A 26,291-nucleotide genomic window follows, 5' to 3' on the forward strand; every position below is an offset into this window, starting at 1 on the left:
TACTTTGTCAGCAGTCTGAAATAAAAATACCGTTTATAAAATAAACGGTATTTTTATTTATATCTATTCTAACCTAATAATCTATTTACTATATCACTGGCATCTTGAGCTATTGGTATTATATTTTTCACAAAAGAAATAGTAGTATTAATGCTTGTAAGCAAGCTTAAAATTTTTTTTATATTTTCTTTAAAACTTTTATTTTTATACGCTTCTTCACAAATATTTTTATTAAGCATTATACTTCCTAAGCCTTGTTCTATAGATGATTTTAGGCCATCTATTCCATATATTTTGTATTCTTCTATCTTATAGTATAAATTACTAAGTACATCATTCAAAAATAACTTCAGTTCCTCATTTACCTCTAATTCTTCAAGTTCCTCTACTAAAGTTTGTATCTTTTCTTTAAACTTCATCAAATTTTCTTCTTCAACATTTCTATATTGATTACATACATCTAAAGCTAATGCTAAGCCATTTATAGATATCAATATTTCTTTTGTAATTATAATATCTAACTTGTGTGCATCATCATCTAATCCTATAGCCATAACTTTTTTTTCAAAATTAGTAAGAGATCTTACTAACTCATCTTTCGAATTGCTTTCAATCTTGTTAGTTAGTTTTTTTATATTTTCTATCATTTCAATAATTTGTATGATAGATCTAAATATTTTCTCGTCATCGTTAATATCTAAGTCAAAAACTTGAGCAAGAACTGATTCTACCGTCCTAAATCTGCTTTGTTTATTAGCATTATTACTGCAAAATTCTTTTGATTCACTTAAAATTTCGTATAGTCTAACTGCCGGATTAGTTGATAATACCATACTACCCCCTCCATAAAGTTTGATACAGTTACTAATTCTATACTCTACTAAAGTTATCCTCTTTTTATCATTAATATTAATAATTTTTTAAGTATTAAATATTATTAAATTTAAATTTATATTTAAATATCCCTTTATTATATATAATGCTTTAATTGTTCATTTTATGTATATTTTTAAATTATTTATATATTTTCTTTATTTCTTATTTTAAATTCATTAAAATTTATATTTTTTTATTCGTTATAATCATATTTTTTATATTTAATGCTAATATATAATTAAATGATAATTATATATTTTATGGAGGATTTTATATTGATAAAAAAATTTAATATTAAAGGAGTTGCTCATATGTGGGTTGTTTATGCATTACTCTCAGCTTTCTTTGCCGCCCTTACATCTATTTTAGCTAAAATAGGAATAGCAAACATAAATTCAAATTTAGCTACTGCAATTCGTACCGTTGTAGTCTTACTAATGGCTTGGGGAATAGTTTTTATAAATGGTAGCTTAAACCAAATTAGTAATATAAGTCAAAAAAGCTGGATTTTCTTAATTTTATCTGGTATAGCTACTGGATTATCCTGGTTATTTTATTATAAGGCATTACAAATAGGAGAAGCCTCAAAGGTTGTTCCCATAGATAAGTTTAGTGTTGTAATAACTATGATATTAGCTTTTGTAATATTAAAAGAAGCTATTACTACTAAAACTATAATAGGTGGAATTTTTATTACTATTGGAACTTTTGTTTTAATTTTGTAAATTGCAAAATTTTGCGAAGCAAAATGTTATAAGTGAAAAATGAAAGAGTGAAAGAGTTGAATAAAAAAATTCTTACAGGATTTTTGAATAAAAGGTGATTTGCACCAATTGGAATTTAAGTTTTGCGTAGCAAAACACCCTCAACTTTTCACTTTTTCACTCTTAACTTTTCACTAATAAATTGCTTCGCAATTTAAATCTATCACAAATGTAGTATCTTTCCCTAATTCGCTTTCTGCATAAATTCTTCCATTATGACTTTCTATTATAGATTTCGCTATTGAAAGACCTAATCCATATCCACCTGTTTCTCTAGCTCTTGAGCTATCTATTCTATAGAATCTTTCAAAGATTTTATCTAACTCCTCATTCTTTATACCATCTCCAGTATTTTTAACTATTAACTTTATTCTACTTTTGTCTAAATTAAGAAATACAGATATTTTCCCATTAGGATTTGTGTATTTAATTGCATTATCTAATAGTATTATACATACTTTTTTTATACTTTCCTTATCTCCCCTTACAAATATATCATCTGAAATATTTGTCTCTAATTCAATTTTGCTCTCAAATATAACTGCTTCAAATGTTAATAAAATATTGTTTAATAATTTACTTAAATCAAATATCGAAAACTCTATAATTTCTCTACCAGTATCGAGCTTAGCTAATGATAACATTTCATCTATTAATTTCGCCATTCTTTCAGTTTGATTATTTATATAATTTATCCATTTAATTTGGCTATTTACAGTTCCATCTTTATTAGATAAAACTAAAGATGTATTAGTTCTTATAATAGCAAGAGGAGTTTTTAATTCATGTGACGCATCTGCAATAAATTGCTTTTGTTTTTCAAAGCTTTCTTTTATAGGCTCTATAGTTTTATTAGTTAAATAGATACTTATTAATAATAAAATCACTAAACTTATACCAACAATAGCTATAAATACTTTTAAGAGACTTGAAAGAGTATTTATTTGTGGTTCTCTATCCATTAATATAATCTTAGTTCCCTTAAGAGTAGTTTCCTTCAGATACCCATAGCTATTATCCGCTAATTTTATCCTGTCAAACTTTTTATCTCCTTTAATAATTTTATCTATTGTATTATTTAAATCTTCGCTATCAATTTCTATGTATTTTATTACTGTTGATATTGTATTGTCAGAATTCAATTCTATGATTATGCTTCCTGCCATCATTGGAGAATCGGGTGCCGGTTTACGTGGATTAAACATTGTACTCCTTAATTCTCTTTCTAAATCTTTATCCATGCTTATTGCTGTAAAAATATATATTGTTCCAAAAATTGCTATAAACACTAATGTTAACAAAGACATATTTATAAATATAAATTTTTTCTTTAACTTATCAAACAAAATTACTCCTCCATTCTGTAGCCTACACCTCTTATTGTGATAATGCTTACTTTAGAGTTTAAATATGCTAGTTTTTTCCTTATAAATGAAATATATACTTCTATATTGTTATACTCAACCTCTGAATCAAATCCCCATAGTTTAGTTATTAAATCGTCTTTACTAACTACACATTTAGGTCTTTCCATAAAATACTTAATTATCTCAAATTCCTTTAAAGTTAACCTTATACTTTCAGAGTTAACATCTAAATCATAAGTTTCTATATTTAATCTTATGTCACCATAAGTTAATACATTGTCATTTACTACATTTCCTTTTCTTCTAGTTATAGACCTTAACCTTGCAAGTAACTCCTCTGTTGCAAAAGGCTTTGTTAAATAATCATCTGCTCCACAATCAAGCCCCAGTACCCTATCTTCAATTTGGCTTTTAGCTGTAAGCATAATTACTGGAGTAGATATCCCTGCTTTTCTTAATTGTTTCAATAAACTTATTCCATTCAACTTTGGTAACATAATATCTAAAATTATAACATCATATATTCCTGTTAAAGCATAATCCAAGCCTTCTTCACCATCATAAACTGAGTCAACTGAATATTTATTATTCATTAATATTTGAAATAATGCTTCTGATAATTCTTTTTCATCTTCTACTAATAATAATCTCATACTTATCCTCCTGTATGTTATAAGTAAGGAAATTAGCTCCTAAATTCTATTTGTTTTTATTTATATAATACGATTTTATCATAGAAACCTTAAAATAAAATTAAATATAATTATCTATAAAATAAAAAATAGCTATATCAAAATCGATATAGCTATTTTTTATACCCATGGACATATTTTCTTTTCTAATAAATCTATAATTTTAAAGATAATAAGAGACATAATGCTAAGAGCTAATACTCCTGCAAACATTCCTTTGTAATCAACCATTGACCATGCATTCATTATATAATACCCTATACCATATTTAGTTGCATAATTTTCACTAAAAAACAAAGCTGAAATTGCGATTCCTATACTTACTCTCAAAGCTGAAAATACTTTTGGAGCTATTGATGGAATTATCACTTTTATTATTGTATCAATTTTAGTAAATTTCATAACTCTAGCTGATATTAGTACATCCTTATCTGTTTCTTTCACTGCATCTCTTGTTACTATTAAAATTTGAAAAACAATTATAGTAACCATTAATATTATCTTAGATTTATCATCGATTCCAAACATTACCATAAATATAGGTAAGAATGCTATCTTTGGTATTGGATATAATAAATATACTACTGGTGATATTATTTTATCTATTAAATCACTCATTCCAATAGCTATACCAACAGGAATTCCTATAATTAATGATATCAATATTGCTCCTAATATTCTATACATACTATATAAAATATGATATATAAAATCATTTTTTAATAATCTTAATAATTCATATATAGTAGTTTTAGGAGATGGAACCATGTTACTTCCTATTAATATACTTAATAAATGCCATAATACTACTATAATTACTACTCCATAAAACCCCTTTATTATTTTTAATAATATATCCTTAATCATAAAGCTTCCCTCTTACTTCATTACATATCTCCATATATTCTTGTTTTTTTCTTATATCCTTGTCACCAAAATATTTATTATTAATTAGACTATGAATTCTTCCATCTTTCATGACTATTATATACTCACCTAAAAAAACAGCTTCTTCAATACTATGTGTAACTAAAATCATTGTATTTTTTCTTTTATTTCTTATTTCTAAAAGTAGCTCCTGAATTTTCTCTTTATTTATAGAATCTAAAGCTGATGTTGCTTCGTCTAATAATAATATCTCCGGATTTCTTATTATTGTTCTTGCAATTGCAACTCTTTGCTTTTGCCCTCCGCTTAGTTCCTTGGGATATTTATCTTTTAAACTTATTAAATCTAACTCTTTTAATACATCATTAACTAATTTCTCTTTTTCCTTTTTGGTACAATTATATTTATTTAGTCCAAGTTCTACATTCTTATATACTGTAAACCAATTAAATAACCCTAAGTTTTGTAATATTAAAGAAGTCTCCCCTTCTATTTCTAATTTCCCTTCATAATTAGAAATAAGCCCTGCTATAGTGTATAGCAGGGTTGTCTTTCCACATCCTGATTTCCCTATAATTGCATAAGTTTTCTCTTTTTCAATAGATAAGCTCATTTTATCTATTGCTATTTCATTCTTATACTTAACGGTTAAATCACTTATCCTTATCATATTACTTTACAAATTTTCCTTCTAATAAAGCATCTGGCTTTACTGATAAATCCTTATTTAAAGTTTTTTCAGTCCAGTCTATTATACTTTGTAAATATTCGTCACTTGGAAGGGCTGCTTTTTTATATGTTGGTAATACCATAATATCTTTTACAGCAGGATTTGTATTTGGTATTTTTTCAATTAATATCTCTTTTGCTATTTCAGGGTTTTTATTAATTTCATCTACAGCTTTATTATAAGCTTCATGGAAAGCTGTTATAGTTTTTGGTTTTTCTTTTATAGATTTCCCAGTAAATACTAAGCAATCAGGTGAAAATTCATCATCCATTCCATATATATTCTTTTTTAAACCTTGTAACTCTCCATTTGAAGCTACTGGCTCTGGGAATAAACTCATATCAACTTCACCACTTTTTAAAGCCGCAAGTCTAGCTGGTATCTCATTTATAAATACCTTTTCCACATTATATTTATCTCCAAGCCACTTATCTATTAAATAATTGGAAACACTTACTTCCATCATACCTACTTTTATCTCTTTTTTATCAGTTGCTCCTTCATTTGCTAGTACAGGAAACATTCCGTCTGTCATTGTTGTTGCCTTTATGTCAAACCCACCATCAACATTAGTTGCAACTGCTATAAAATCTGTCATTGCTCCATCTATAGCATTACTTTGAAGAGCACTTTGTCTATTTTGAGCATTAGTATATATTTCTATTTCTACATTTATTCCTGCTTCTTCAAAATATCCATTTTTTTCTGCAATAAGTATTGGGGCTGTGTCCACAGCTGGCATTAGACCTATTTTTAATGTTGTATCTTCTACTAAAACTTCTTCATTCTGTTCATTACCTTTACATCCAATTAAAATAATTGAGAACATTGATATTAAAATTATTGATAATAATTTCTTAAAATTTCTCATTTGTTAATCCTCCTACAAACTTTTAATCATACTTATTATAGTTAATCAGACAAACTATTTCAATATTTTAAAAAATATTATTCCCTAAACTATCAATTCCTTCATTTTTACTTCTTATTAAAATAATTAATACCTATTACATCTCTTACTTCATTAAGAAAAATCACTAATATCCCATAGATATTAGTGATTCTTTTATTACTTCTTAAATTTCAATGTTACTTTAAATAAATCGCCATCTATTTCTACATTTAAATTTCCACCTTGAAGCTCAACAAAACTCTTTGCTATTGCTAATCCAAGCCCTGACCCTTCTGTATTTCTTGATTTATCTCCTCTAGCAAATCTTTCTACTATTTCTTCTGATGTGAAGTCTATTTCATTTGCTGACATATTTTTCAATGTTACATAAACCTCTTCATTGCCATCTACTATATCTATAAAAACTCTTGAATTTGGCATTGAATATTTGACTATATTTATTAATAAATTTTCAAATACTCTAAAGGTTTTTTGACTATCTAAAGGTACTATTACTTTATTTTCTGGGAAATTCCATTTAAACTTTAATGATGATTCTTCAATTTTATCACTTAATTCAAATTGTGTTTGCTTCATAAGCGAAACTATATCCACATTCAATATATTTAATTGCACATTTTTACTTGTTGCCTTACTTACTTCGAATAAGTCTTCTATCAAATTTTTAAGCCTTTGAGATTTCCTATCTAATGTATCTAAATAAAGTTTTCTATTTTCTTCACTTATATTTTCATCCTTTAGTAAATCTATATAAGTAATTATTGATGTTAATGGTGTTTTTAAATCATGAGAAACATTAGATATAAGATCTGTTTTCATTCTTTGACTTTTCACCTCCTCATCAACTGCATTTTTAAATCCTTTTTGTATTTTTTGAAGTTCATCTTTTAATGGTTCAAAAACCTTTAAGTCTTCTTTTATCTCTACATCTAAATTTCCTCCGGCAATTTTATTTGTAGCTTCTAATAAAATATTATATTTTTCTTTTATTTCACTCATATACTTTCTTAATATGAAGAACAGTACTATTGAATATACTATAGCTCCAAATATTCCTCCAAACCATAGAAGACTACAAAACATTACTATTACAAAATTAATTGCTACTAATTTTAAAAGATATTTATTGCTATTTTCATTAAAATCAATTTTGGATAAATTATTCATAACACTTCTTGATTTTCTAATTATAAATAATGTAAATCTACCAACTAAAGTATTTTCTTTTATATACTTTATAATTCCTTTCTTAAATATATGCTTTAATAAAGAAATTGCTATGAAAGCTGAAAATAATAAAGCTATCCAATATATTACATTAATGATATACAAACCATATCTAGAAACTGATTCGCTTAATCCATATATCTTAAGTCCATTAATAACTTCTGTATTATATAATGTTCCATATATAATTTCTGGTGATAAACTGACACATGCTGTTATTGATATTATTAAAGTTGCCAGTATTTCTAAAGGGATGTTTAACAACTTTGATATTATCTTATCTTCCTTAGATTTCTTATAAGAAATTATTAAGGACATTAATATTACTACTGCATAAATAATAATTGCATAAGGAGCTAGCGCATCTCCATAAACCCAATTTCCTATATTTAATGAATTATAGTAAATATCGTCATCGGAATATGATAAGTTTTTAGGTATTCCATAAACTATAGTCACATTTTTAGGATTTATTATTTCTTCTTCATAATCTAATCCCAAGTAACCTTTTAAGTTTCCATTTTTATTACTGTAATAGTTATATCCATATTGATTAGTATTTTTAATATTTACATTTCCTTCACTATCAAATTCAATTACTATATAATAATTGTAATAATTTAATATGTCTTGATTTTTTATGTTACTATTTATGAGTAATGATAAGTCTTGTTTGGTATTTGTTAATTTTTCATTATTTAGATTATCTATTATTAGATAATCTAAATTTTTCAAATCATTAGTTAACCTTGTTTTCAAATTTTTAAATTGTTCTTCATATACTAATAATGTATCTGTATTTTTTTTGACTTTTTCACTTAAATACAAATCACTGTAATTTACTGATTTTCCTGTTTCTTTTTCAATAAGAAGTTTATTCAATACAAAATTACTTTTATATAAATCATGTTGTATATATTCATATCTTGTTCCTTGATTGCTATCTTTAGCTATACTATCTATTCTTTCATATAAAGAAACCATTATTATCGAAAGCATCATAATGATTAAAATAACTATTCCACTTATATAATATTTTTCTTTAGAGTTTTTCAATTTTGTATCCAACTCCCCACACCACCTTTAAATATTTCGGATTTTTTGGATCGAATTCTATTTTTTCTCTTATGTTTCTTATGTGTACCATTATTGTATCTGTATTTATTGCTTTTTCATTCCATACTCTTTCATATATTTCTTCGGAAGAAAATACTCTTCCAGGGCTTTTCATAAGCAATTGAAGAATTTTAAATTCTATAGGGGTAATTTTAACTAAACTGCCATCAACAGTAAGCTCAACTTTGTTAACATTAAGTTCAAGTCCTCCTATACTATAGATATCCTCTTTATTAACTTCTTCTTTTTCTGTGCCAACTAAGTTTAAGTATCTGGAATATCTTCTAATTTGTGAGTTCACTCTAGCGATTAATTCTAGAGGCGCAAAAGGCTTGGAAACATAATCATCTGCTCCTATATTTAGTCCCATTATCTTATCAATTTCTTCTGATTTTGCAGATAACATTATAATTGGAAAATCATACTTTTCTCTTAGTTTAATTGTCATCTGTATTCCATCCATTAATGGCATCATTATATCAACAATAGCTAAGTGTATTATTTGTTTTTCTATTATTTCTAGCCCATCTATACCATTATGTCCTACAAAAACCTTATATCCTTGATTTTTCAAATATATTTCTACTGCTCTAGCAATCTCCTTATCATCCTCAACAACCAAAATATTATATGAATTCATAATTTTTCTCCTTCATTTCTTAATATATAACTATTATATCCTATAAGAACTTTTAATAAAGTTACATCTTAACTTAATAGTATTTCTAAATAATTAAGAAAAACTCTTTATATTTCTAAAGAATTTCTAAAGACCTTTTCCCTTAGTATTCTTCTTTTAAGCTTATTTTTTTGATTTTTAGTTGATAAATGCTTTATATTGCTTTAATTATCTTAGTTAATTTATCTTCTATTTTGTTGCTATTAATAATTAAAACTATAGATACGGCTATTATTATTCCCCATATCCATAATGGTACTGTTATACTTGCTGACCCCATTGCTGATGCTATTAAGATTTCCCATGGCCTTGTAAGTATTAATATAATGAAATATTTTTTAAAGCTCATTCCACTAAGCCCTACTAAAAAATTAATTATATCATCAGGAAAAAATGGAAATAATAACATTAAAGCTATAGTAATTTCTCCCTTTGAAGAATTTATTAAGTTTTCATACTTTTTCAAAGACTTCTGGCTCACAAACTTTTCTGTAAATGCTTTTCCATATATTCTTGATAATGAAAACACGATAGCTGAACCACAAATTATAGCTAAAGTAGTTATAATAAACGAACCCCACATTCCAAATATCATAGCACCTGCTACTGCAGTTACATTACTTGGTATTGGAGCTATAATAATAGATATTAATTGTAATATAAAAAATACTATATAAGCCTTACTACCAAACCCTTCTATATAGGCTTTTAATTGTTCTAATGAAGTCATATATCCTAAAATACCACTATATTTTAAGTATACTACTATTGTTATAACTAAGAGTATTATTAAACTTAAACCTATCTTTTGCTTTGTTTTACTTTTATTCATTAACTCATTCCTTCTTAAAATGATTTTTCTTATTTAAAGATAAATAAGAATTTATTAATTTTAGTATAAGATGAACTTCTTAAAATATTTTTCATATAAAAATAAAGATTTCCTAAATTTAAGCTTAAAAAATCCTTATAAATGAATAATTCATGCAAACTTTTACTTAACCGTAAAATTATTCTTCCAAATCCTTTTTTAATTTCTAATATTTAAAAATTTTTGTTGCTTATTTATCTATTTAATGTTATTCTTATTAGGCAGTTGGTACGTAAAGTGCTAATTACCGTGGAGCTTGGTTTGTCTTTCGCCGGATTACCAAGCTCCACTTTATTTTTATAATTTTATACAAAAGTGGACACATGTAAACTTACTTATTCTGCCGCTTTACTCTAAGAAAATTTAATCTTACATATTTCTACTTAAAAACTGAATGTAGGAAAGGATATAAATATGGATTTTAAAGATTTAAAAATAAATAGTAAACTAATTGATTCATTAAAAAATAATGGTATTATAACACCTACTAAAGTTCAAATGGATGTTATTCCTGAAATAATTAGCAAAAAAGATGTTATAGGAAAATCAAAAACTGGAACTGGAAAAACCCTAGCATTTTTATTACCTATACTTCAAAGAATAGATAATACTTCTAAAAACACTGAGGTTCTAATTTTATCTCCAACTAGAGAATTAGCAATCCAAATAACTGAAGAAGCTAATAAATTTAATATAAATGATATAGGAATTTTAGCTGCTTACGGTGGAAAAGATGTTGGTTCTCAATTAAAAAAACTTAATAAAGGCATTAATTTAATTATTGCAACTCCAGGAAGATTACTTGATCATTTAGAAAGAAAAAGTATAAGTTTAAGTAAGCTAAATACAGTTGTTATTGATGAAGTTGATCAAATGCTTTTAATGGGATTTAAAAATGAAATTGAAAAAATAATGTTTTACGCTCCTAAAAAGCTTCAAACTCTTTGCTTTTCTGCAACTATAGACTCTAAAGTAAAAAAACTAGCTTATAGATATATGAATAATCCAGCTATCATAGATATTACAGAAAATGAAGAATCTGAAATTCCCAATATTAAACAAGAAGTAGTTAAAACTACGGATAGATGGAAGGTAGATGCTTTAGTTAAGATTCTAGAAGAAGATAATCCTTTTATGTCTATTATCTTTTGTAGAACTAAAAGAAGGGCTGATGAACTAGAAGTAAAACTTGCTGCCAAAGGTATAAAAGCTGCTAAAATACATAGTGATGTTCCTCAAAATAAAAGAGAAAAGATAATGAAATCTTTTAGAGATTGTGAGATTCAATATTTAATTGCAACTGATGTTGCCTCAAGAGGAATAGACGTTACTGGAGTTACTCACATATATAATTATGATGCACCAGAAAGCGTTGAAAGCTATATTCATAGAATAGGAAGAACAGCTCGTGCTGGAGATAGTGGTTATACTTGTCTTATTACGGATCCTAAAAATTATAATATTTTAGAAGAAATAGAAAACTATTTAAAATATACAATTCCTGAACGTGAAGTTAATTTTAAATAAAAAAAGCTGCAATTGCAGCTTTTTTTACTTGTAGTTGTAATTTATAATGATCTTCTACTTTAATTTCCAGATTTCATTATTGTATTGTTCAATAGTTCTATCTGAAGAGAAGAATCCGGCTTTACTAATATTAACTAAAACTTTTTTATTCCAAGTTTCTCTATCTTCATAAGCTTTAAATACTATTTCTTTAGTTTTGATGTAATCTTCAAGATCTAGTAATGTCATGAACCAATCCTTATTGATTAATTCTTTATGAAGTCTTGTTAAGTTTTCTTCATCTCCAACTGCTATCATTTCATCGCTTACTATAAAGTCAACTAATTCCTTTATTGCAGGCTTTTCATAATATTTCTTAGAAACGTAATCTGCTTTTTTATAATGCTCTATAACAGTCTCACTACTTTCTCCAAAGATATAAATATTCTCATCACCAACTAATTCATGTATTTCAACATTAGCTCCATCTTCTGTACCTAAAGTTAATGCTCCATTTAGCATAAACTTCATATTACCTGTTCCAGAAGCTTCTTTAGATGCTAGTGAAATTTGCTCTGAAACATCGCAAGCTGGAATTAGTTTAGATGCCTTTGTTACATTATAGTTTTCTATCATAACAACCTTTAAGTATTTATTAACTTCAGGATCATTATTTATAATTTCTTGTAAGCATAAGATAGTATGAATTATATCTTGAGCTATTATATAAGCTGGTGCAGCCTTTGCTCCAAATATCATTGTTATTGGAGTCGTTGGAATATTTCCCTTTTTAATATCTAAATACTTATGAATAATATAAAGTACATTCATTTGTTGTCTCTTATATTCATGAAGTCTCTTAATTTGAATATCAAATATTGAGTTTTCATCTATTTCAACACCTTGAGTTTCTTTTAGATAATTCTTAAGAGCAATTTTATTATTCTTCTTAATTTCTCCTAATTTTTTTAAAACCTCTTTATTATCTATATATTTTAATAAGTTTTCTAATTTAGTAGCATCTTTTTTAAAGTTTTCTCCAATTAATTCACTTATAAACTTAGTAAGTTCATTATTGCAGTGGATTAACCATCTTCTAAATGTTATTCCATTTGTCTTATTATTAAACTTTTCTGGATAAATATCATAAAATGGCTTTAATTCTTCTTCTTTTAATATATCAGTATGAAGAGCAGCAACTCCATTTACGCTAAATCCATAGTGAATATCCATATGTGCCATATGAACTCTGTTATCTTTATCTATTATAGCTACTTTTTCATCATCATATTTAACTTTTACTTTATTATCTAATTCTCTTATAATAGGCATTAATTGTGGTACAACTTTATCTAAATATTCTATTGGCCACTTTTCTAATGCTTCTGCTAATATTGTATGATTTGTATATGCACAAGTCTTTGTAACTATTTCAATAGCCTCTTCCATTCCTATTCCTCTTTCTCCTAAAAGACGAATTAATTCAGGAATAACCATTGATGGATGTGTATCATTTATTTGAATAACTACATGATCATATAATTTATGCAAATCATATCCATTTTCTTCAGCTTCTAATAAAATTAATTGAGCTGCATTACTTACCATAAAGTATTGTTGATATATTCTTAATAAATGTCCTGCTTTGTCGCTATCATCTGGATATAAGAATAAAGTTAAGTTTTTCTTTATTTCTTCCTTATTAAAATTTATACCATCCTTTACTAATGTTTCATCTATTGTGTCTATGTCAAATAAACGAAGCTTATTGCAAGCCTTATCATAACCTGTAACATCTATATCATAAAGGCTTGATATAACCTTAAATCCTCCAAATAAAACTTCAAATTTTATATCTGATTTATTTAACCAACTTTCACTAGTTATCCATGGATTTTTTACTGCCTTTTGTTTATTATTTTCAAATACTTGCTGGAATAATCCAAAATGATAGTTTAAACCTACTCCGTCCCCATTTAATCCTAAAGTTGCAATTGAATCTAAGAAACATGCAGCTAATCTTCCAAGTCCACCATTACCTAATGATGGTTCTAACTCTATTTCTTCTATTTCAGTTAATTCTTTGCCATTAGCAGATAATACTTCTTTAACTTCTTCATAAAGTCCCAAATTAATTAGATTATTTGATAATAACTTTCCAATTAAAAATTCAGCTGAAATATAATAAAGCTTTTTATTTCCCTTATTAGTTCCCTTTTTATTAATAGTTCCTTTTGTTAATTCTAATAAAGCTAAATAGATTTCTTCGTTGCTTGCTTCTTTTATTGTCTTGTTAAATCTCTTTTCTAGAATTTTTGTTAAGTTTTCTTGCACCATTGTTCTATCCCACCCTTAAATAATTAATTTGATTTTTAATAATATTATTTATATTCTTTTAGATTTAATAGGTTCTTTAAACCCTTTACACTTACTATAATATCAATTTTAGATATATTAATTTGTAAATTAATTCTTTTATTTGTATATTGTTTATTCAACTTTATAATAATTTATATTTTTATAAAAAAAGAAAGTCACTAAGACTTCCTTTTTACTTATTTCTAATCCAAGATATAACATACTTATACTTACTTTCTATATTAGGATTTGTAACTTTAAACTCTCCTGAAATTCCTTTTTCATTCATATATAAATTAAGATGACAAAGTGCTATTCCTATATCTATTTTATTCATATCTATTTTTCCGCTATTATATATATGAAGATCATCCTTTACCTTAACGATTCTCCAAGGTTGCTTATTCATTGCTGATGGTGCCAACCTCACCATTTCTAATGCTTCCGAATATTCCTCTGCCACTTCACTTGAAAGTGGGGTATTAAAATCTTCATAAAAAAATATTTCAGAATAACTTTTTCTTTTATTCTTATGATCAGCCATAAGTGATGCTAATAATGATTTCTTTCCTCCTTCATATCCAACCGGAGATACTATTGGTAGTATTTCATTTTCTTTAAGATTAATAGCTTTTGCATACTCACCTTTACTAAAAGTTCCTCCAAGCCATACTGTACCAAGACCTAAAGAAGTACAATATAGTATTACCTTTTCCAAAGTATATCCTAAGGCCTCTAATGCAAATTCTTCTTTTTCACAAGCTGATACTAAATAGTAATTGGCTCCTTTTATAACTCCATAAGTTCCAAGCTTAATTACATCTTTATACGTATCTTTCTTAATTAAATGTATTCTTACCTTTACTTTAAAAGGATTATCTACTTTGCTTATATAATTTTCTATTTCTTCTGTTAGATTTTTAGGTAAAGCTTTATCTTCATAATTTCTAACTGAATATCTATCTTTTATTATTTCTGTTAATGGCTTATTAAATATTAAACTCATACTAACATTACTCCTAAACTTTAATTAATATTTTATACTTTTTAATTGTTTAAAATAATATTATAGCATTTTTCCTCTAATTCTTCTATATATAGTAACATTAGAAATCATTTTACATAAATTATAGTAAGTAATATAAATAATTATTTTGAAGGTGGTTTAATTGAGTAAAATAATTACTCCAGATAATCCTTTATATAATGAGGCCAGGCAAATATGGAATCGCTCAATTCAAAAATATCCTGATTCAATCTTTTATTGTAATAATTTTGATGATGTAAGCAAAGCTGTTTGTTTAGCTAGAAATGGTAAAAACTCATCTTATCTTAAAGTTGTAAAAGAATTATATGATCCTTTGAATATATTTAACTTTCAACAAAGTATAAAATAGAAAAAGACTATATCATAATTAATCCTAATCTTTAATATGATATAGTCATGCTTATTTTTATATTATTTTTTAAATAATGGCTTCCTCTAGGAGACTCAAATTATTTATTATTATTTTTTTATTTCCAACTATACTTATACATCCTTCATTCTCTAATAAAGTAAGTTTTCTGCTTAATGTTTCTCTAGCGATTCCACAATAGTTTGCCATTTCTTCTCTATTTAATGGCAAAGTTATTTCCACCTTCTCATTCACTTCTTGTCCATACTTTTCCGCAAATTCTAATAACATACAGCTTATTCTTAATTCAGGATTATTATTAGATAAATTACTAGTTAAATTTTCTACTTCAATTAACCTCTTATTTAATTCTGAAAGAAATTTTAAAGCTATTGAGGGGCTTTTAAATAATATTTCTTTTAAATCTTCTCTTGAAATTGTGCATAAGCTTGTATTTTTAACTGCTGTTGCAGATACATTACTTGGATGTGGATCTCCTAATATATTATTTTCTCCAAGAAAATCTCCAACAGTTAATATATTTATAATTTGTTCTTTACCAGTAGCTGTATTTTTAGTTATCTTTATCATCCCATCACTTATAATAAAAAGTTTTGAAACCTCATCTCCTTCCAAAAATAAAGTTTCTCCTTTTTTTAGATCCATATGCTTTCTAGTATTTATTATTCTCTCTAATTCCTCTGCTGATAAGGATTCAAATATTGGAACTTCATGTGCATATAATCTACTTGCACATTTTTCACAACAGAAATCACATTTCAAAGTAAAACCTCCTTAGTAAATAGTAACTTATACTTATTATACTACAAATTTGTATAATGAATAGTTTATATCTTTGCTAAGGAGGTAAATATTATTTTGAATTCTCTGGAGTAAATGTACAATATCCTACCATATCACACTTTTCTTTCATTTCTTGCCACTTTCCTTCATCTGTGATAGTTTCTAAAGATGTTGGATATAATATATAATTTTCCTTAAATATATGATCTCTTAACTCATAGCAAATAGCATTTGAAATATCTTTTAATTGCTTTTTATATTCTTCAAATTCCATATTTCCTACAGACCTTCCTAAATCTCTTAATGCTCTTTTCTTCTTTCTTAATTCTTCGTGCTCCATTCTCATTATTCTAGTTGGACCTGTAACACCTAATTCTTCTACTTCTTTAAATAATACTTCTTCTTCTCTTTTATGATGTGGTTCTGCATTTAATAAATTTAAAGCTAATTCTGGAATTTTATTAAATTCTGCTCTTTCTACATCATATTTATCCATAGCTAAAATTACTTTTGTAGTTTCTTCTATTTCATCTAAGAATTTTAATAAGCATTCATGTTCTTCAACCATTGTGTATAAAACATGGCCTGTTGATATATTGCCCTTTAATTTTTCAAGTTCATCTTTTAAAACCAACATATGAATTTCACATAAATGCCTTAATTCACTTGCATTCATTCCATCATCTATTAAACTTTGTTCTGCCATAGATAATTCTAAAGGACTTATTGACTTAACAAGCTTTAACCCTTTTTCCTTTAATTCTTCTGTTAAACCTTGTTCATTTAATTTTGATAAAAATACAGTTAATTCTTTTATTCTATCTTCATTAACAGCTCTATTTACACCATTATCTAAAATAAATCTTTTCTTTTCCATATTATTCACCTCTATACTTTTCTCAAACTTTCTATTAATATCTTTTAAATAAAATATTATTTTCTTTATGAATATGAACAAATAAATCTTTTTCAAGGTCATGCATTTTCATATATAATAATTTAAAACTTGTACATGCCCATTCTGGGGAATTATAGTCATCTGTAATTTCTGCTAATTCCTTTAGTATGTCCCCTGCAGCTTCATGTTCTGATATAAAGCTTTCTATTTCCTTCTTTAACTTTTCTTTTTCTTCTTTATCTTCAATATTTTCAAATTTAATCATTTTTGGAAATAGTATTTTTTCCTCTTTTATTAAATGTTCTTCTAATTCACTCTTTAATGAACCAAAAAGCTTATGAACTTTAGTTAAAACCTCTGGTAAATGATCATAATGTACTTTAAAAACTTTTAATAATAATGGATCTATATCTCTTAATAATTCAAATGTCTTTGCATGATGAGTATTAACTATGTGATTAATTAATTCCTCTGAAGATTTTTCATTCCAATTTACATATGAAGAATTCTCAAATATAAATTCTTCAAGCTCTTTATTTATATCTTTAATAAATGTATCTACATCAATGTTTTTTTCTTTCAATGCTAGTTCTAAATTTTGATTTCCTCCACAACAGTAATCTAATTGCATATCATTAAATCTTTCTACTATTGCTGGATAAATAATAACACATTCTCCTAAAGTTAATTTATTATTTATTTCATTTTTCATATTAATTCCTCCAAACATTTCATATCTTATCTATGAATAGATTATATAAAAAATATAAAAATAAAAATGTGATTTAAATCAAATTTAAAATTTTTAGATATTTATTAAGGAGCTGTAAAAAACAGCTCCTTTCATTTGAAAAGTTATATTTTTATACTATTTGTTGAAGGCATGTTTTTAAATCCTCTTCTGGAGTACTTATTGGTTTAAGTCCAAAGGTATCTACTAAGTATTGTAAAACATTTGGAGATATAAATGCAGGAAGTGAAGGTCCTAAGTACATATCCTTTACTCCAAGAGACAATAATGCTAGTAAATCTGCTACTGCCTTTTGTTCATACCATGATAGAACTATTGATAATGGTAAGGAATTTACATCTGTATCAAAAGCATCCGCTAATGATGTAGCTATCTTTACTGCAGAATAAACATCATTACATTGACCTACATCTAGAAGTCTAGGTAATCCACATACTTCTCCAAATTCTAATTTATTAAACCTATATTTTCCACAAGCAAGGGTTAATATTATGCAATCTTCTGGGACTTGCCTAGCAAAATCTGTATAATAGTTCCTTCCCGGTCTTGCTCCATCACAACCTCCAATTACAAAGAAATGTCTTATATCTCCATTCTTTACTGCTGATACTATTTCTTCCGCATGACTTAATGTTGCTTTATGTGCAAAACCTACTAATATTTCATGTTCCTCTTCATCTTCCTCAAAGCCACCTAATTCAAGTGCTTTATTTATTATTTCTGAGAAATCCTTATATCCATTTTTATCTCTACCTATATGTACTATTCCATCCCATCCAACAACTCCAGTACTATAAATTCTATCTTTATAGCTTTCTCTAGGTCTCATTAAGCAGTTTGTGGTCATAAGTATGCAACCCGGTATATTATCAAATTCTTTTTGTTGATTTTGCCATGCTGAACCAAAGTTACCTACTAAATGTTTATATTTTCTTAGCTCTTCATATCCATGTGATGGCAGCATTTCTCCGTGTGTATATATATTAATTCCCTTTCCCTCAGTTTGTTCAAGTAACATTTCTAAATCTCTTAAATCATGTCCTGAAACTATTATAAATGGACCTTTTTTAATATTTACATTTACTTTATGTGGAGTAGGATGACTATATCTTGTTGTATTAGCATCATCAAGAACTCTCATAACTTCTACAGCAATTTCTCCTGTTCTCATTGTCCAGCGTATTAATTCTTCTACTCCAATATTATCATTAGTTGTTGCTTCTAAAGCTCGAAAATAAAATTGGTCTACTTGATCACTATAAAATCCTATAAATCTTGCTTGATGTCCATAAGCTGATATCCCTTTTAATCCATATAAAATCGTGTACCTTAAAGATCTTACATCCGCATCCATATCTTGATCATACATTATTCCAGCTTTAACTGCATCTTCTAACATTTGTTCTTTAGTTGCACTTAAATTATAAGTAGCTTGCTCTGAGTAGTTACCCTTAGGAGCCTTACTTCTTAGTGATTCTTTTATCTTTTGGGAATCTTTAAGCATTTGTATGTGAACCTCAACATCAAAATTAACATTAGTTAAGGTTGTAAAAAGTCCATTTTCCACGAACTCCACTACTGTTTTATCTATGATCTCTCCTTTATCAATTAGTGGCTTAGCATAACATGCTATTCCTTTTAATTGATATATTAATAGGTCTTGAAGGTTTGCAACTTCTGGAGTCTTTCCACAGACACCCATCTTAGTACATCCCTTTCCCCCCATTGTTTGTTCACATTGATAACAAAACATTGCATTATCCATATTCCTATCTCCTTTCCATATATGAACTTATTATTAGTTATTTCAAATCATTTTATTCATATTTACTATTTTCCTATTAAAATAGTAAAATTCACGATTGCTAAAAACACTCGTGAATTACTTATACTTAATTTTTCTTTGTTCCTATTATCTTTTTAAATCCCATGATTGAAATAATACAATTAACTATAAATATAGCTATACAAATTAGTAAGCTCAATAAATATACAAAATTTAAATTCTCTTTCATAAAATCAGCTAATACATTAATTGCAAAATAACTATGAATTGAGCCAACTGCTAATGGAATGAAATAAAATAATGCAACTTCTCTACTTATAGATTTACTTATATCTTTCTTGGAAGCTCCTATGTTTAGAAGTGTTTTATATTTTTGCTTATCTTCATTTGCATCACTATAAATTTTTATATAAATAATACTAGCTTCTGCCAATACCATTACTAAAAATAAGAATCCTCCAATTGCGTAAACAAATTTCACCCATTCTATTGTTTTTAATTCATATTGTCCATAAAATCCCTGAGTAGTTTCCAAATTAAGATTTTTCCCTATTTCCTCTATTACATTAATTATATTTTCTTCATTTTCTATTTTGATTCCATAGAAGTTTATTTCAGTAGCTGTTTCTCTAAGTTTTTCATATTCATCATTATTTACAATTATCGTAACATAATTTAATGCTTCACCAAAAATCCTGATTCTAGTACTTTCACTTATATTAAACTTAACATCATTTAATGTAACGTCTTTGATATTTGATAGCAGACTCATAAGTGTACCAGGTCTTTCAATATATATAGCATTATTACCTTGCACCATTTCTTCATTAAACTTAACTAAATCTTTTTCATCACCATTTTCTTTTAATATATTAGATAAGTTATCATAAGAAACCACTATATATTCATCATTTTGATATTGAGGGACATCCTTCAATGTACTTTTAATTTTTAACACTTTAGTTTCTAAAGAATACTTTTCTTCTCCAATTTCTTTTAATTTATTAGCTACTTCCTCTGAATTAAACTCATCTTTAGATGAAATTGCTAAAGAATATAAAGTAATATTTCTTTGACTATTTTCATATGTTTTCTTCATTGAAAAAGCTGTTCCAAGAACTGTAGTAGTTGTTGCTGTTAGTATAGCTATAGTAGCGTAAACTGTATAATTTTTCTTAAATCTATAAGCTAAATTATTTATAGTTATAATATTTGCTCCTTTGTATAATATAGATTTTTTATTAATTAATAAATTAAATACTACTTGGAAAACAGCTCCAAACAATCCATAAGTACCAATGCACACTAATATTAAAGTCTTAAGCGCATCAGTTGCTTCTTTATTTACTAAATAATACCCATAACCAATTAAAACTAATGATATTATTGCAACTATATATATAAGAAAATTAACTTTAGGCATCTTTTCTTGCTTTTTACTTGCATTTAAAAGATCTACAATTTTACTTCTAACTATGCTTATAAATCCTTTTATACTCATAAATAAAAAGATACACATAAAAATTGATACAGTATAAATTATAGAATTTATACTTACATTGAATGTCACATCTATATTAAAATCTGCAATTTTAAAAACTATTATTTGAAAAAATTTTGATAAAACAACCCCAATAATTGTTCCAATTAATGATGCACTTACTCCAATCAACATCATTTCAATAAAATATATTTTCCCTATTACTGATGAATCAAGTCCCATAAATGCATAAATACCAATTTCTTTTTTTCTATTTCTTAAAAAGATATTAGATGCATACCAAATAAAGAAAAACATAAATATAACTAAAATGACAGTTATAACTTGCAAAATAAGCTTACTATATTCTTCATTCATATCACCAAGAACCTTCATTGCATCCCCATTCATCATAATTAAGAAATTACTTAAAACAACTACAGAAAATATCATTGAAATAAAGAACATAGTATAAACTTTAATATTATTTTTGAAATTATTATAAGCTATATTGAATACGCTCATTATTTAGCACCTCCTAAAGATGCTAACATATCGATTATCTTACCATAAAACTCTTTTCTACTTTCTCCTTTATTTAATTGGCATTTTATTTCTCCATCACTTAATATATAAACTTTATTAGAATAACTTGCAGTAATAGCATCATGAGTAACCATAACAATAGTAGCCTTTTCTTCTTTATTTGCTCTACTTAATGATTCTAGCAAATCTGATGATGATCTTGAATCTAAAGCTCCAGTAGGTTCATCTGCAAAAATTACTTTTGGATCAGTTATTAAAGCTCTAGCTGCTGCCCCTCTTTGCTTTTGTCCTCCAGATAATTCATATGGATACTTCTTTAAATGCTCCTTAAGACCGAATATCTCTGCAATATTAATTACTTTGTTTTCTATATCTTTAGTTTTCTTTTTTCCTAATGCTAATGGCAATGCTATGTTATCCATTAAATTCATATTATCTAACAAATTATAATCCTGAAATATAAAACCTATTTTATCTCTTCTTAAATTAGATAAATCCTTATTCTTAATCTTTGTTATATCTTTTCCATCAAGAATTATTTCACCTTTTGTTGGTTTATCTAAGCTTGAAATTAAATTAAGCAAAGTAGTTTTTCCTGCTCCTGATGGCCCCATTATAGAAATAAAATCACCTTCATTTACAGTAAAATTTATATTATTTAAAACCCTTGTTCTAAACCCTCTAACTCCATACTCCTTAGATACATCTTTTAACTTTAAAATTTCTTTCATAACTAATTCCTCCAAAATTAACTTTAACTTTAATTTTATTTTAATAGTTTTTTAATTTGGATTCCTTCACTTAACCTTACCTTTTTTATTCTAATGTTACATTTTAGTAACCTTTAAATAATCGGAGATTTTATAAAAGTATATATTAAATAAAGTATATTCACCCTTAATTGATTCCACAGAAATTTCATGTTCTAATTTGTTTAATACCTTCTTAGTAAAATAAAGTCCCATGCCAGTAGATTTATATACTTTATTTCTACCATTACTCCCTGTAAAACCTTTATTAAATATCCTTTCTATATCTTCTTTTTCTATGCCAATGCCATTATCCTTAATGCATAGTTTTATATATTCTCTATTATCCTCTGCATAAAACTCTATCTTTCCTTTTTCTTTTGAGTATTTAATAGCATTATTGATTAATTGATCTATAACATAAATAATCCATTTTCCATCACTATAAATATTATAATTTAAATTACTTGTAACAACTTCCATCTTATTTTTTATTAAGAAAAATGAATTATTTTTTATAGATTTCTTAACTATATTACCTAAATTTTCTTCCTTAATAAATATATCCTCTGAAGCTACCGTAGCTCTACTTCCATAAATAATTGAATTAACTAAAAAATTTATTTTTTCTGTTTCATTTTTTACACTGCTTGCTACAGTATAATCCTCTATATCTTCCGAAATTATATTTAGTGCTGTTATTGGCAATTTTATTTCATGAACCCATTTAGAAATATATTCTTCCATATCACTTAATTTTTCGTCATATTCTTTAGTTTTAAAATCATACTTTTTATCTTTATTATCTATAACTTTATAAATTATTTCCTCTTCTAAAGAGCTTTCTTTAATATCTTCTATAGAAATATCATTTTTATCTAAAATAGATTTATATAAATCGTAGTATTTCTTTTTCCAATTAAAATAAGTAGTATATATCCATATTAAATATATAGCAATTATAATAAAATCTAGGTAGATTAAATCACTTGCTCTACCATTGAATGAATTTATTGAAATCAAATATATGTTTATTACTATTAATAAGGCTATTGAAAATATAATATTTATATTCTTTTCTTTTATAAATCTTATTAAGCTCATTAAACCATATACCCTATGCCTTTCTTAGTTTTTATAAAATCATTCAATCCTAATTCATCCTTAAGTCTTCCTCTTAACCTAGTTACATTTACAGTTAATGTGTTATCACTTACAAACTCATCATCGTTCCATAAGCTCATCATAATTTTATCTCTTGATACTACTTTGCCTTTATTTTTAATAAGTATTGATAATATTTTCATTTCATTTTTTGTTAAATCAATAATATTATCCTCATATTTAAATGTACATTTTTCCACATCTAAAATAGTATCCTTATAATAAATAACAGAGTCCGAAAAAGTATAATCATAGCTTCTCCTTAGTAATGCATTTATCTTAGTTATTAAAACTTCTATAGAAAAAGGCTTTGTTATATAATCATCACCACCATTATTTATTCCCATAATTAAATCCATATTTGAATCTCTAGAAGATAAGAAAATTATTGGCACCTTAGATATTGCCCTAATTTTTTCGCACCAATAAAATCCATCATAATATGGTAAATTAACATCCATTATTATTAAACTTGGATTCTTTTCAGTAAACTCTTCAATTATATTACTAAAATCATCTATTATCTCTACACTAAACCCCCATTTATTCAAAGATAGTAAAAGTTGTTTTGATAAATCTAAATCATCTTCTATTAATAATATTTCTCTCATAATAGCTACCTCTCAGTTATTTTTATGTAAATTATAACATTATGTAAATTTATATTAAACATTATAAAGTATAAAAAAGCTATAACTAATATTATATAGTTATAGCCTTAATTTTATTAAAAAGTACTTTGGTTACGCTAGCCAAAGCTATTACGCCCTCTATACTAATAACCTTATATTTAATTTCTAATTAACTTAACTTCTTTATTTATTAACCTTAATGATTGTTCTTTTATTCCTTCTAATGAATAATTGCAATTTTTTTCTTGTATCAATATTTTCGTTTTTATGCTGAATTCTCTAGTATACATATCAATTATCCTATTTTTGATATAATACTTAAAATTACTTCCACCTAAAACAACTACACTAGGGTTAATTATTGCTGATATTATTTTAATAGTATTTATAATTACTTGAATATACTCATCATCATCTAAATTGCTAATCATCATTGCATTTAGAAAAGTATTTCCAACAGGAATGAATCCAATTTCTCCAGCATATCCATTATCACCTTTTAAAACATTTCCATCTAGTACTATTCCAGCCCCCACCCCTAATGAAGTAAAGCTTACATATACAAGACTAATAGGGTCACATTTATTTTTTTCTATATAATCATTATAAAATGCTAAAGAAGCAGAATTTATATCATTCTCTAATAGTATAGGAACATCAAATCTTTCTTTAAGATATTTTCTTATTTTTATTTCTTTCCAATCTTCCATTCTAATTCCAGATAAATATCCATCATCAGTAACAACTCCTGGAACGCTAATACCAATACCTTCTATATTGTTATAAACTCTATATAAGGCTTCTATTGTATTTATTATAATTTCAATATCTTCTAAACTTCCTATTATTTTAGTATTTTCTTCTAAAACTTCTCCTAAAGTGTTTACAATTCTATAGATTATTTTCTCTTCTTCTATTGATATTGCTATTAAATATCTTTTATTAGGATTTATCTTATATCTTTCAGCTCGTCTTCCACCACTAGATTCATCTAATCCTACAGATATTATTTCATTCATTTCCATTAACTCATTTAAAATAACTCTTACTGTTGTATGACTTAAACCTGTATCCCTAGTAACTTCAGCTCTGGTTGCATTACCTCTAGCCCTTATTGAGTTCATTATTAATGAAGTATTCACATTTTTAAGTTCTGTTGGTTTTCCTGCAATTTTTTTCATTATACGAAATTTAGCTCCTTTAAAATATCACTAGGATTTTTAAAGTTATAATCAGCATCTATTCCATCTAAGTCATCGGCACCCCACATAGCTATACCAAAATCCATACCTGCAGCCTTAGTTGCTTTAAAATCAAATATAGTATCTCCAATATACATACAATCCTTTGGACTTATATTTAATATTTCACTTACTTTTAATAAAGGATCAGGATATGGTTTATGTCTTTTTGTATCATCTGCTAAAACTTCACACTGAATATATTTTTTTAATCCAGTAGGTCCAAAATCTATTTCATATTGGTCTTTCATTTTAGAACTTGCTATAGCACATATGATTCCTTTTGAATTTAGTGTTTTCATAACTTCATCAAAGCCCTCATATAATACAGCACCTTCTTCAAAATCATTTACATACTGTACCCACTTCTTATAAGATTTATCTATGTCCTTAAAACCAAGATCTTCTAAAGTTCTCTTTCCTGCATATGCTTTATATTTAAGCAAATCTTCATAAGAAATGAATTCACCTAGCTCTTCTTTTATTAACCTTTGAAGTGGAATTAAATTCATTCTCTCTGTATTTAAAATTGTTCCATCTAAATCAAAAATAATACATTTATACTCTCTCATATTTATAACCATACCTCTATACTATACTTTTGAAAGTTTCTTTCAAAAGTATAGTAACATATTTATATAAATTAATCAATAAAATTAATTTATATAAAATAAACCAAGCCACAATAAAATGGACTTGGTTTAAACTTGTATATAAATATATTATAATAATTTAATCAATAGTATTAATTATTTCTTATATCTAATCCGTCTCTAAATAATTAGTCCTAATAATAGCTTGTTCTATTCGAAAATTAAATATTCCATAATAACAAACAACAGCATCAAATAAAAAC

24 protein-coding genes are annotated in these 26,291 nt (G+C 26.1%); 3 read left to right on the forward strand and 21 right to left on the reverse strand.

Annotation, left to right across the window (positions count from 1 at the left end):
* Positions 1 to 68 precede the first annotated feature (68 nt).
* Entirely contained in the window at positions 69 to 833 is a 765-nt protein-coding gene (locus AAT22_RS17445; RefSeq protein WP_047002178.1) for a hypothetical protein, read from the reverse strand.
* A gap of 354 nt (positions 834 to 1,187) precedes the next feature.
* Here AAT22_RS17445 and AAT22_RS17450 point away from each other — a divergent pair, with 354 nt between their 5' ends.
* Positions 1,188 to 1,601 (forward strand): EamA family transporter, encoded by a 414-nt coding sequence (locus AAT22_RS17450; protein WP_047002204.1) that lies wholly within the window; start codon positions 1,188 to 1,190, stop codon positions 1,599 to 1,601.
* 173 nt (positions 1,602 to 1,774) lie between these two features.
* Here the strand turns inward: AAT22_RS17450 and AAT22_RS17455 are convergent, their stop codons facing one another.
* The 8 genes from AAT22_RS17455 to AAT22_RS17490 all read right to left on the reverse strand — a co-directional run bounded on the left by AAT22_RS17455 (position 1,775) and on the right by AAT22_RS17490 (position 10,084).
* Entirely contained in the window at positions 1,775 to 2,986 is a 1,212-nt protein-coding gene (locus AAT22_RS17455) for a HAMP domain-containing sensor histidine kinase (RefSeq protein WP_047002179.1), read from the reverse strand.
* Positions 2,987 to 2,988: 2 nt separating this feature from the next.
* Positions 2,989 to 3,660, reverse strand: coding sequence for a response regulator transcription factor (locus AAT22_RS17460; protein WP_016208334.1), 672 nt, complete (start codon positions 3,658 to 3,660; stop codon positions 2,989 to 2,991).
* A gap of 159 nt (positions 3,661 to 3,819) precedes the next feature.
* The gene (locus tag AAT22_RS17465; RefSeq protein WP_047002180.1) at positions 3,820 to 4,566 is read right to left on the reverse strand and encodes an ABC transporter permease; all 747 of its coding nucleotides are present in this window, start codon (positions 4,564 to 4,566) and stop codon (positions 3,820 to 3,822) included.
* Positions 4,559 to 5,257 carry an ABC transporter ATP-binding protein gene (locus AAT22_RS17470; protein ID WP_047002181.1) on the reverse strand — a complete coding sequence of 233 codons (699 nt, stop codon included), beginning with the start codon at positions 5,255 to 5,257 and terminating at the stop codon, positions 4,559 to 4,561. Before AAT22_RS17470 ends, AAT22_RS17465 begins: the two co-directional genes overlap by 8 nt.
* Position 5,258: 1 nt before the next feature.
* Positions 5,259 to 6,188: an ABC transporter substrate-binding protein gene (locus AAT22_RS17475; RefSeq protein WP_047002182.1), complete on the reverse strand. Its 930-nt coding sequence runs from the start codon at positions 6,186 to 6,188 to the stop codon at positions 5,259 to 5,261.
* Between the two features lie 198 nt (positions 6,189 to 6,386).
* Positions 6,387 to 8,525, reverse strand: a complete 2,139-nt coding sequence (locus tag AAT22_RS17480; protein WP_052954007.1) for a histidine kinase dimerization/phospho-acceptor domain-containing protein — start codon at positions 8,523 to 8,525, stop codon at positions 6,387 to 6,389.
* The gene (locus AAT22_RS17485; protein ID WP_047002183.1) at positions 8,500 to 9,213 is read right to left on the reverse strand and encodes a response regulator transcription factor; all 714 of its coding nucleotides are present in this window, start codon (positions 9,211 to 9,213) and stop codon (positions 8,500 to 8,502) included. Before AAT22_RS17485 ends, AAT22_RS17480 begins: the two co-directional genes overlap by 26 nt.
* A 193-nt stretch (positions 9,214 to 9,406) precedes the next feature.
* Positions 9,407 to 10,084: a VTT domain-containing protein gene (locus tag AAT22_RS17490; protein WP_047002184.1), complete on the reverse strand. Its 678-nt coding sequence runs from the start codon at positions 10,082 to 10,084 to the stop codon at positions 9,407 to 9,409.
* Positions 10,085 to 10,537: 453 nt separating this feature from the next.
* Here AAT22_RS17490 and AAT22_RS17495 point away from each other — a divergent pair, with 453 nt between their 5' ends.
* Positions 10,538 to 11,650, forward strand: coding sequence for a DEAD/DEAH box helicase (locus AAT22_RS17495; RefSeq protein ID WP_047002185.1), 1,113 nt, complete (start codon positions 10,538 to 10,540; stop codon positions 11,648 to 11,650).
* Between the two features lie 54 nt (positions 11,651 to 11,704).
* On the opposite strand, the gene AAT22_RS17500 is transcribed toward AAT22_RS17495, so the two are convergent.
* Entirely contained in the window at positions 11,705 to 13,966 is a 2,262-nt protein-coding gene (locus AAT22_RS17500) for a glycogen/starch/alpha-glucan phosphorylase (RefSeq protein ID WP_047002186.1), read from the reverse strand.
* Positions 13,967 to 14,180: 214 nt separating this feature from the next.
* Positions 14,181 to 14,993, reverse strand: coding sequence for a nitroreductase family protein (locus tag AAT22_RS17505; protein ID WP_047002187.1), 813 nt, complete (start codon positions 14,991 to 14,993; stop codon positions 14,181 to 14,183).
* A gap of 163 nt (positions 14,994 to 15,156) precedes the next feature.
* Here AAT22_RS17505 and AAT22_RS17510 point away from each other — a divergent pair, with 163 nt between their 5' ends.
* Entirely contained in the window at positions 15,157 to 15,384 is a 228-nt protein-coding gene (locus tag AAT22_RS17510; protein ID WP_047002188.1) for a BBE domain-containing protein, read from the forward strand.
* A gap of 69 nt (positions 15,385 to 15,453) precedes the next feature.
* Here AAT22_RS17510 and AAT22_RS17515 read toward each other — a convergent pair whose 3' ends face one another.
* From AAT22_RS17515 to AAT22_RS17560, 10 genes are all read right to left on the reverse strand, one after another.
* A complete protein-coding gene (locus AAT22_RS17515; RefSeq protein WP_047002189.1) occupies positions 15,454 to 16,167 on the reverse strand; it encodes a Crp/Fnr family transcriptional regulator in 714 nt (237 codons plus the stop codon).
* A 91-nt stretch (positions 16,168 to 16,258) separates the two neighbouring features.
* On the reverse strand, positions 16,259 to 17,065 hold the full coding sequence (locus AAT22_RS17520) for a DUF438 domain-containing protein (protein WP_047002206.1): 807 nt from the start codon (positions 17,063 to 17,065) through the stop codon (positions 16,259 to 16,261).
* 34 nt (positions 17,066 to 17,099) lie between these two features.
* Positions 17,100 to 17,798, reverse strand: a complete 699-nt coding sequence (gene ric, locus AAT22_RS17525; RefSeq protein ID WP_047002190.1) for an iron-sulfur cluster repair di-iron protein — start codon at positions 17,796 to 17,798, stop codon at positions 17,100 to 17,102.
* Between the two features lie 151 nt (positions 17,799 to 17,949).
* Complete coding sequence (hcp, locus tag AAT22_RS17530; RefSeq protein ID WP_172655035.1) at positions 17,950 to 19,602, reverse strand: hydroxylamine reductase; 1,653 nt, start codon at positions 19,600 to 19,602, stop codon at positions 17,950 to 17,952.
* A 127-nt stretch (positions 19,603 to 19,729) separates the two neighbouring features.
* Complete coding sequence (locus tag AAT22_RS17535) at positions 19,730 to 21,628, reverse strand: FtsX-like permease family protein (protein ID WP_047002191.1); 1,899 nt, start codon at positions 21,626 to 21,628, stop codon at positions 19,730 to 19,732.
* Positions 21,628 to 22,380, reverse strand: a complete 753-nt coding sequence (locus tag AAT22_RS17540) for an ABC transporter ATP-binding protein (protein ID WP_016208352.1) — start codon at positions 22,378 to 22,380, stop codon at positions 21,628 to 21,630. The genes AAT22_RS17535 and AAT22_RS17540 overlap by 1 nt, the downstream gene beginning before the upstream one ends.
* 96 nt (positions 22,381 to 22,476) lie before the next feature.
* Positions 22,477 to 23,502, reverse strand: coding sequence for an ATP-binding protein (locus AAT22_RS17545; protein ID WP_047002192.1), 1,026 nt, complete (start codon positions 23,500 to 23,502; stop codon positions 22,477 to 22,479).
* Positions 23,502 to 24,173, reverse strand: coding sequence for a response regulator transcription factor (locus AAT22_RS17550; RefSeq protein ID WP_047002193.1), 672 nt, complete (start codon positions 24,171 to 24,173; stop codon positions 23,502 to 23,504). Before AAT22_RS17550 ends, AAT22_RS17545 begins: the two co-directional genes overlap by 1 nt.
* A 179-nt stretch (positions 24,174 to 24,352) precedes the next feature.
* Positions 24,353 to 25,375, reverse strand: coding sequence for an ROK family protein (locus AAT22_RS17555; protein ID WP_047002194.1), 1,023 nt, complete (start codon positions 25,373 to 25,375; stop codon positions 24,353 to 24,355).
* Positions 25,375 to 26,019, reverse strand: a complete 645-nt coding sequence (locus AAT22_RS17560; RefSeq protein ID WP_084820801.1) for an HAD-IA family hydrolase — start codon at positions 26,017 to 26,019, stop codon at positions 25,375 to 25,377. The genes AAT22_RS17555 and AAT22_RS17560 overlap by 1 nt, the downstream gene beginning before the upstream one ends.
* Positions 26,020 to 26,291: the final 272 nt, after the last annotated feature.

Origin of the sequence: Clostridium sp. C8, assembly GCF_001010885.1 — a bacterium.
Classification (GTDB): Bacteria; Bacillota; Clostridia; order Clostridiales; family Clostridiaceae; genus Clostridium; species Clostridium sartagoforme.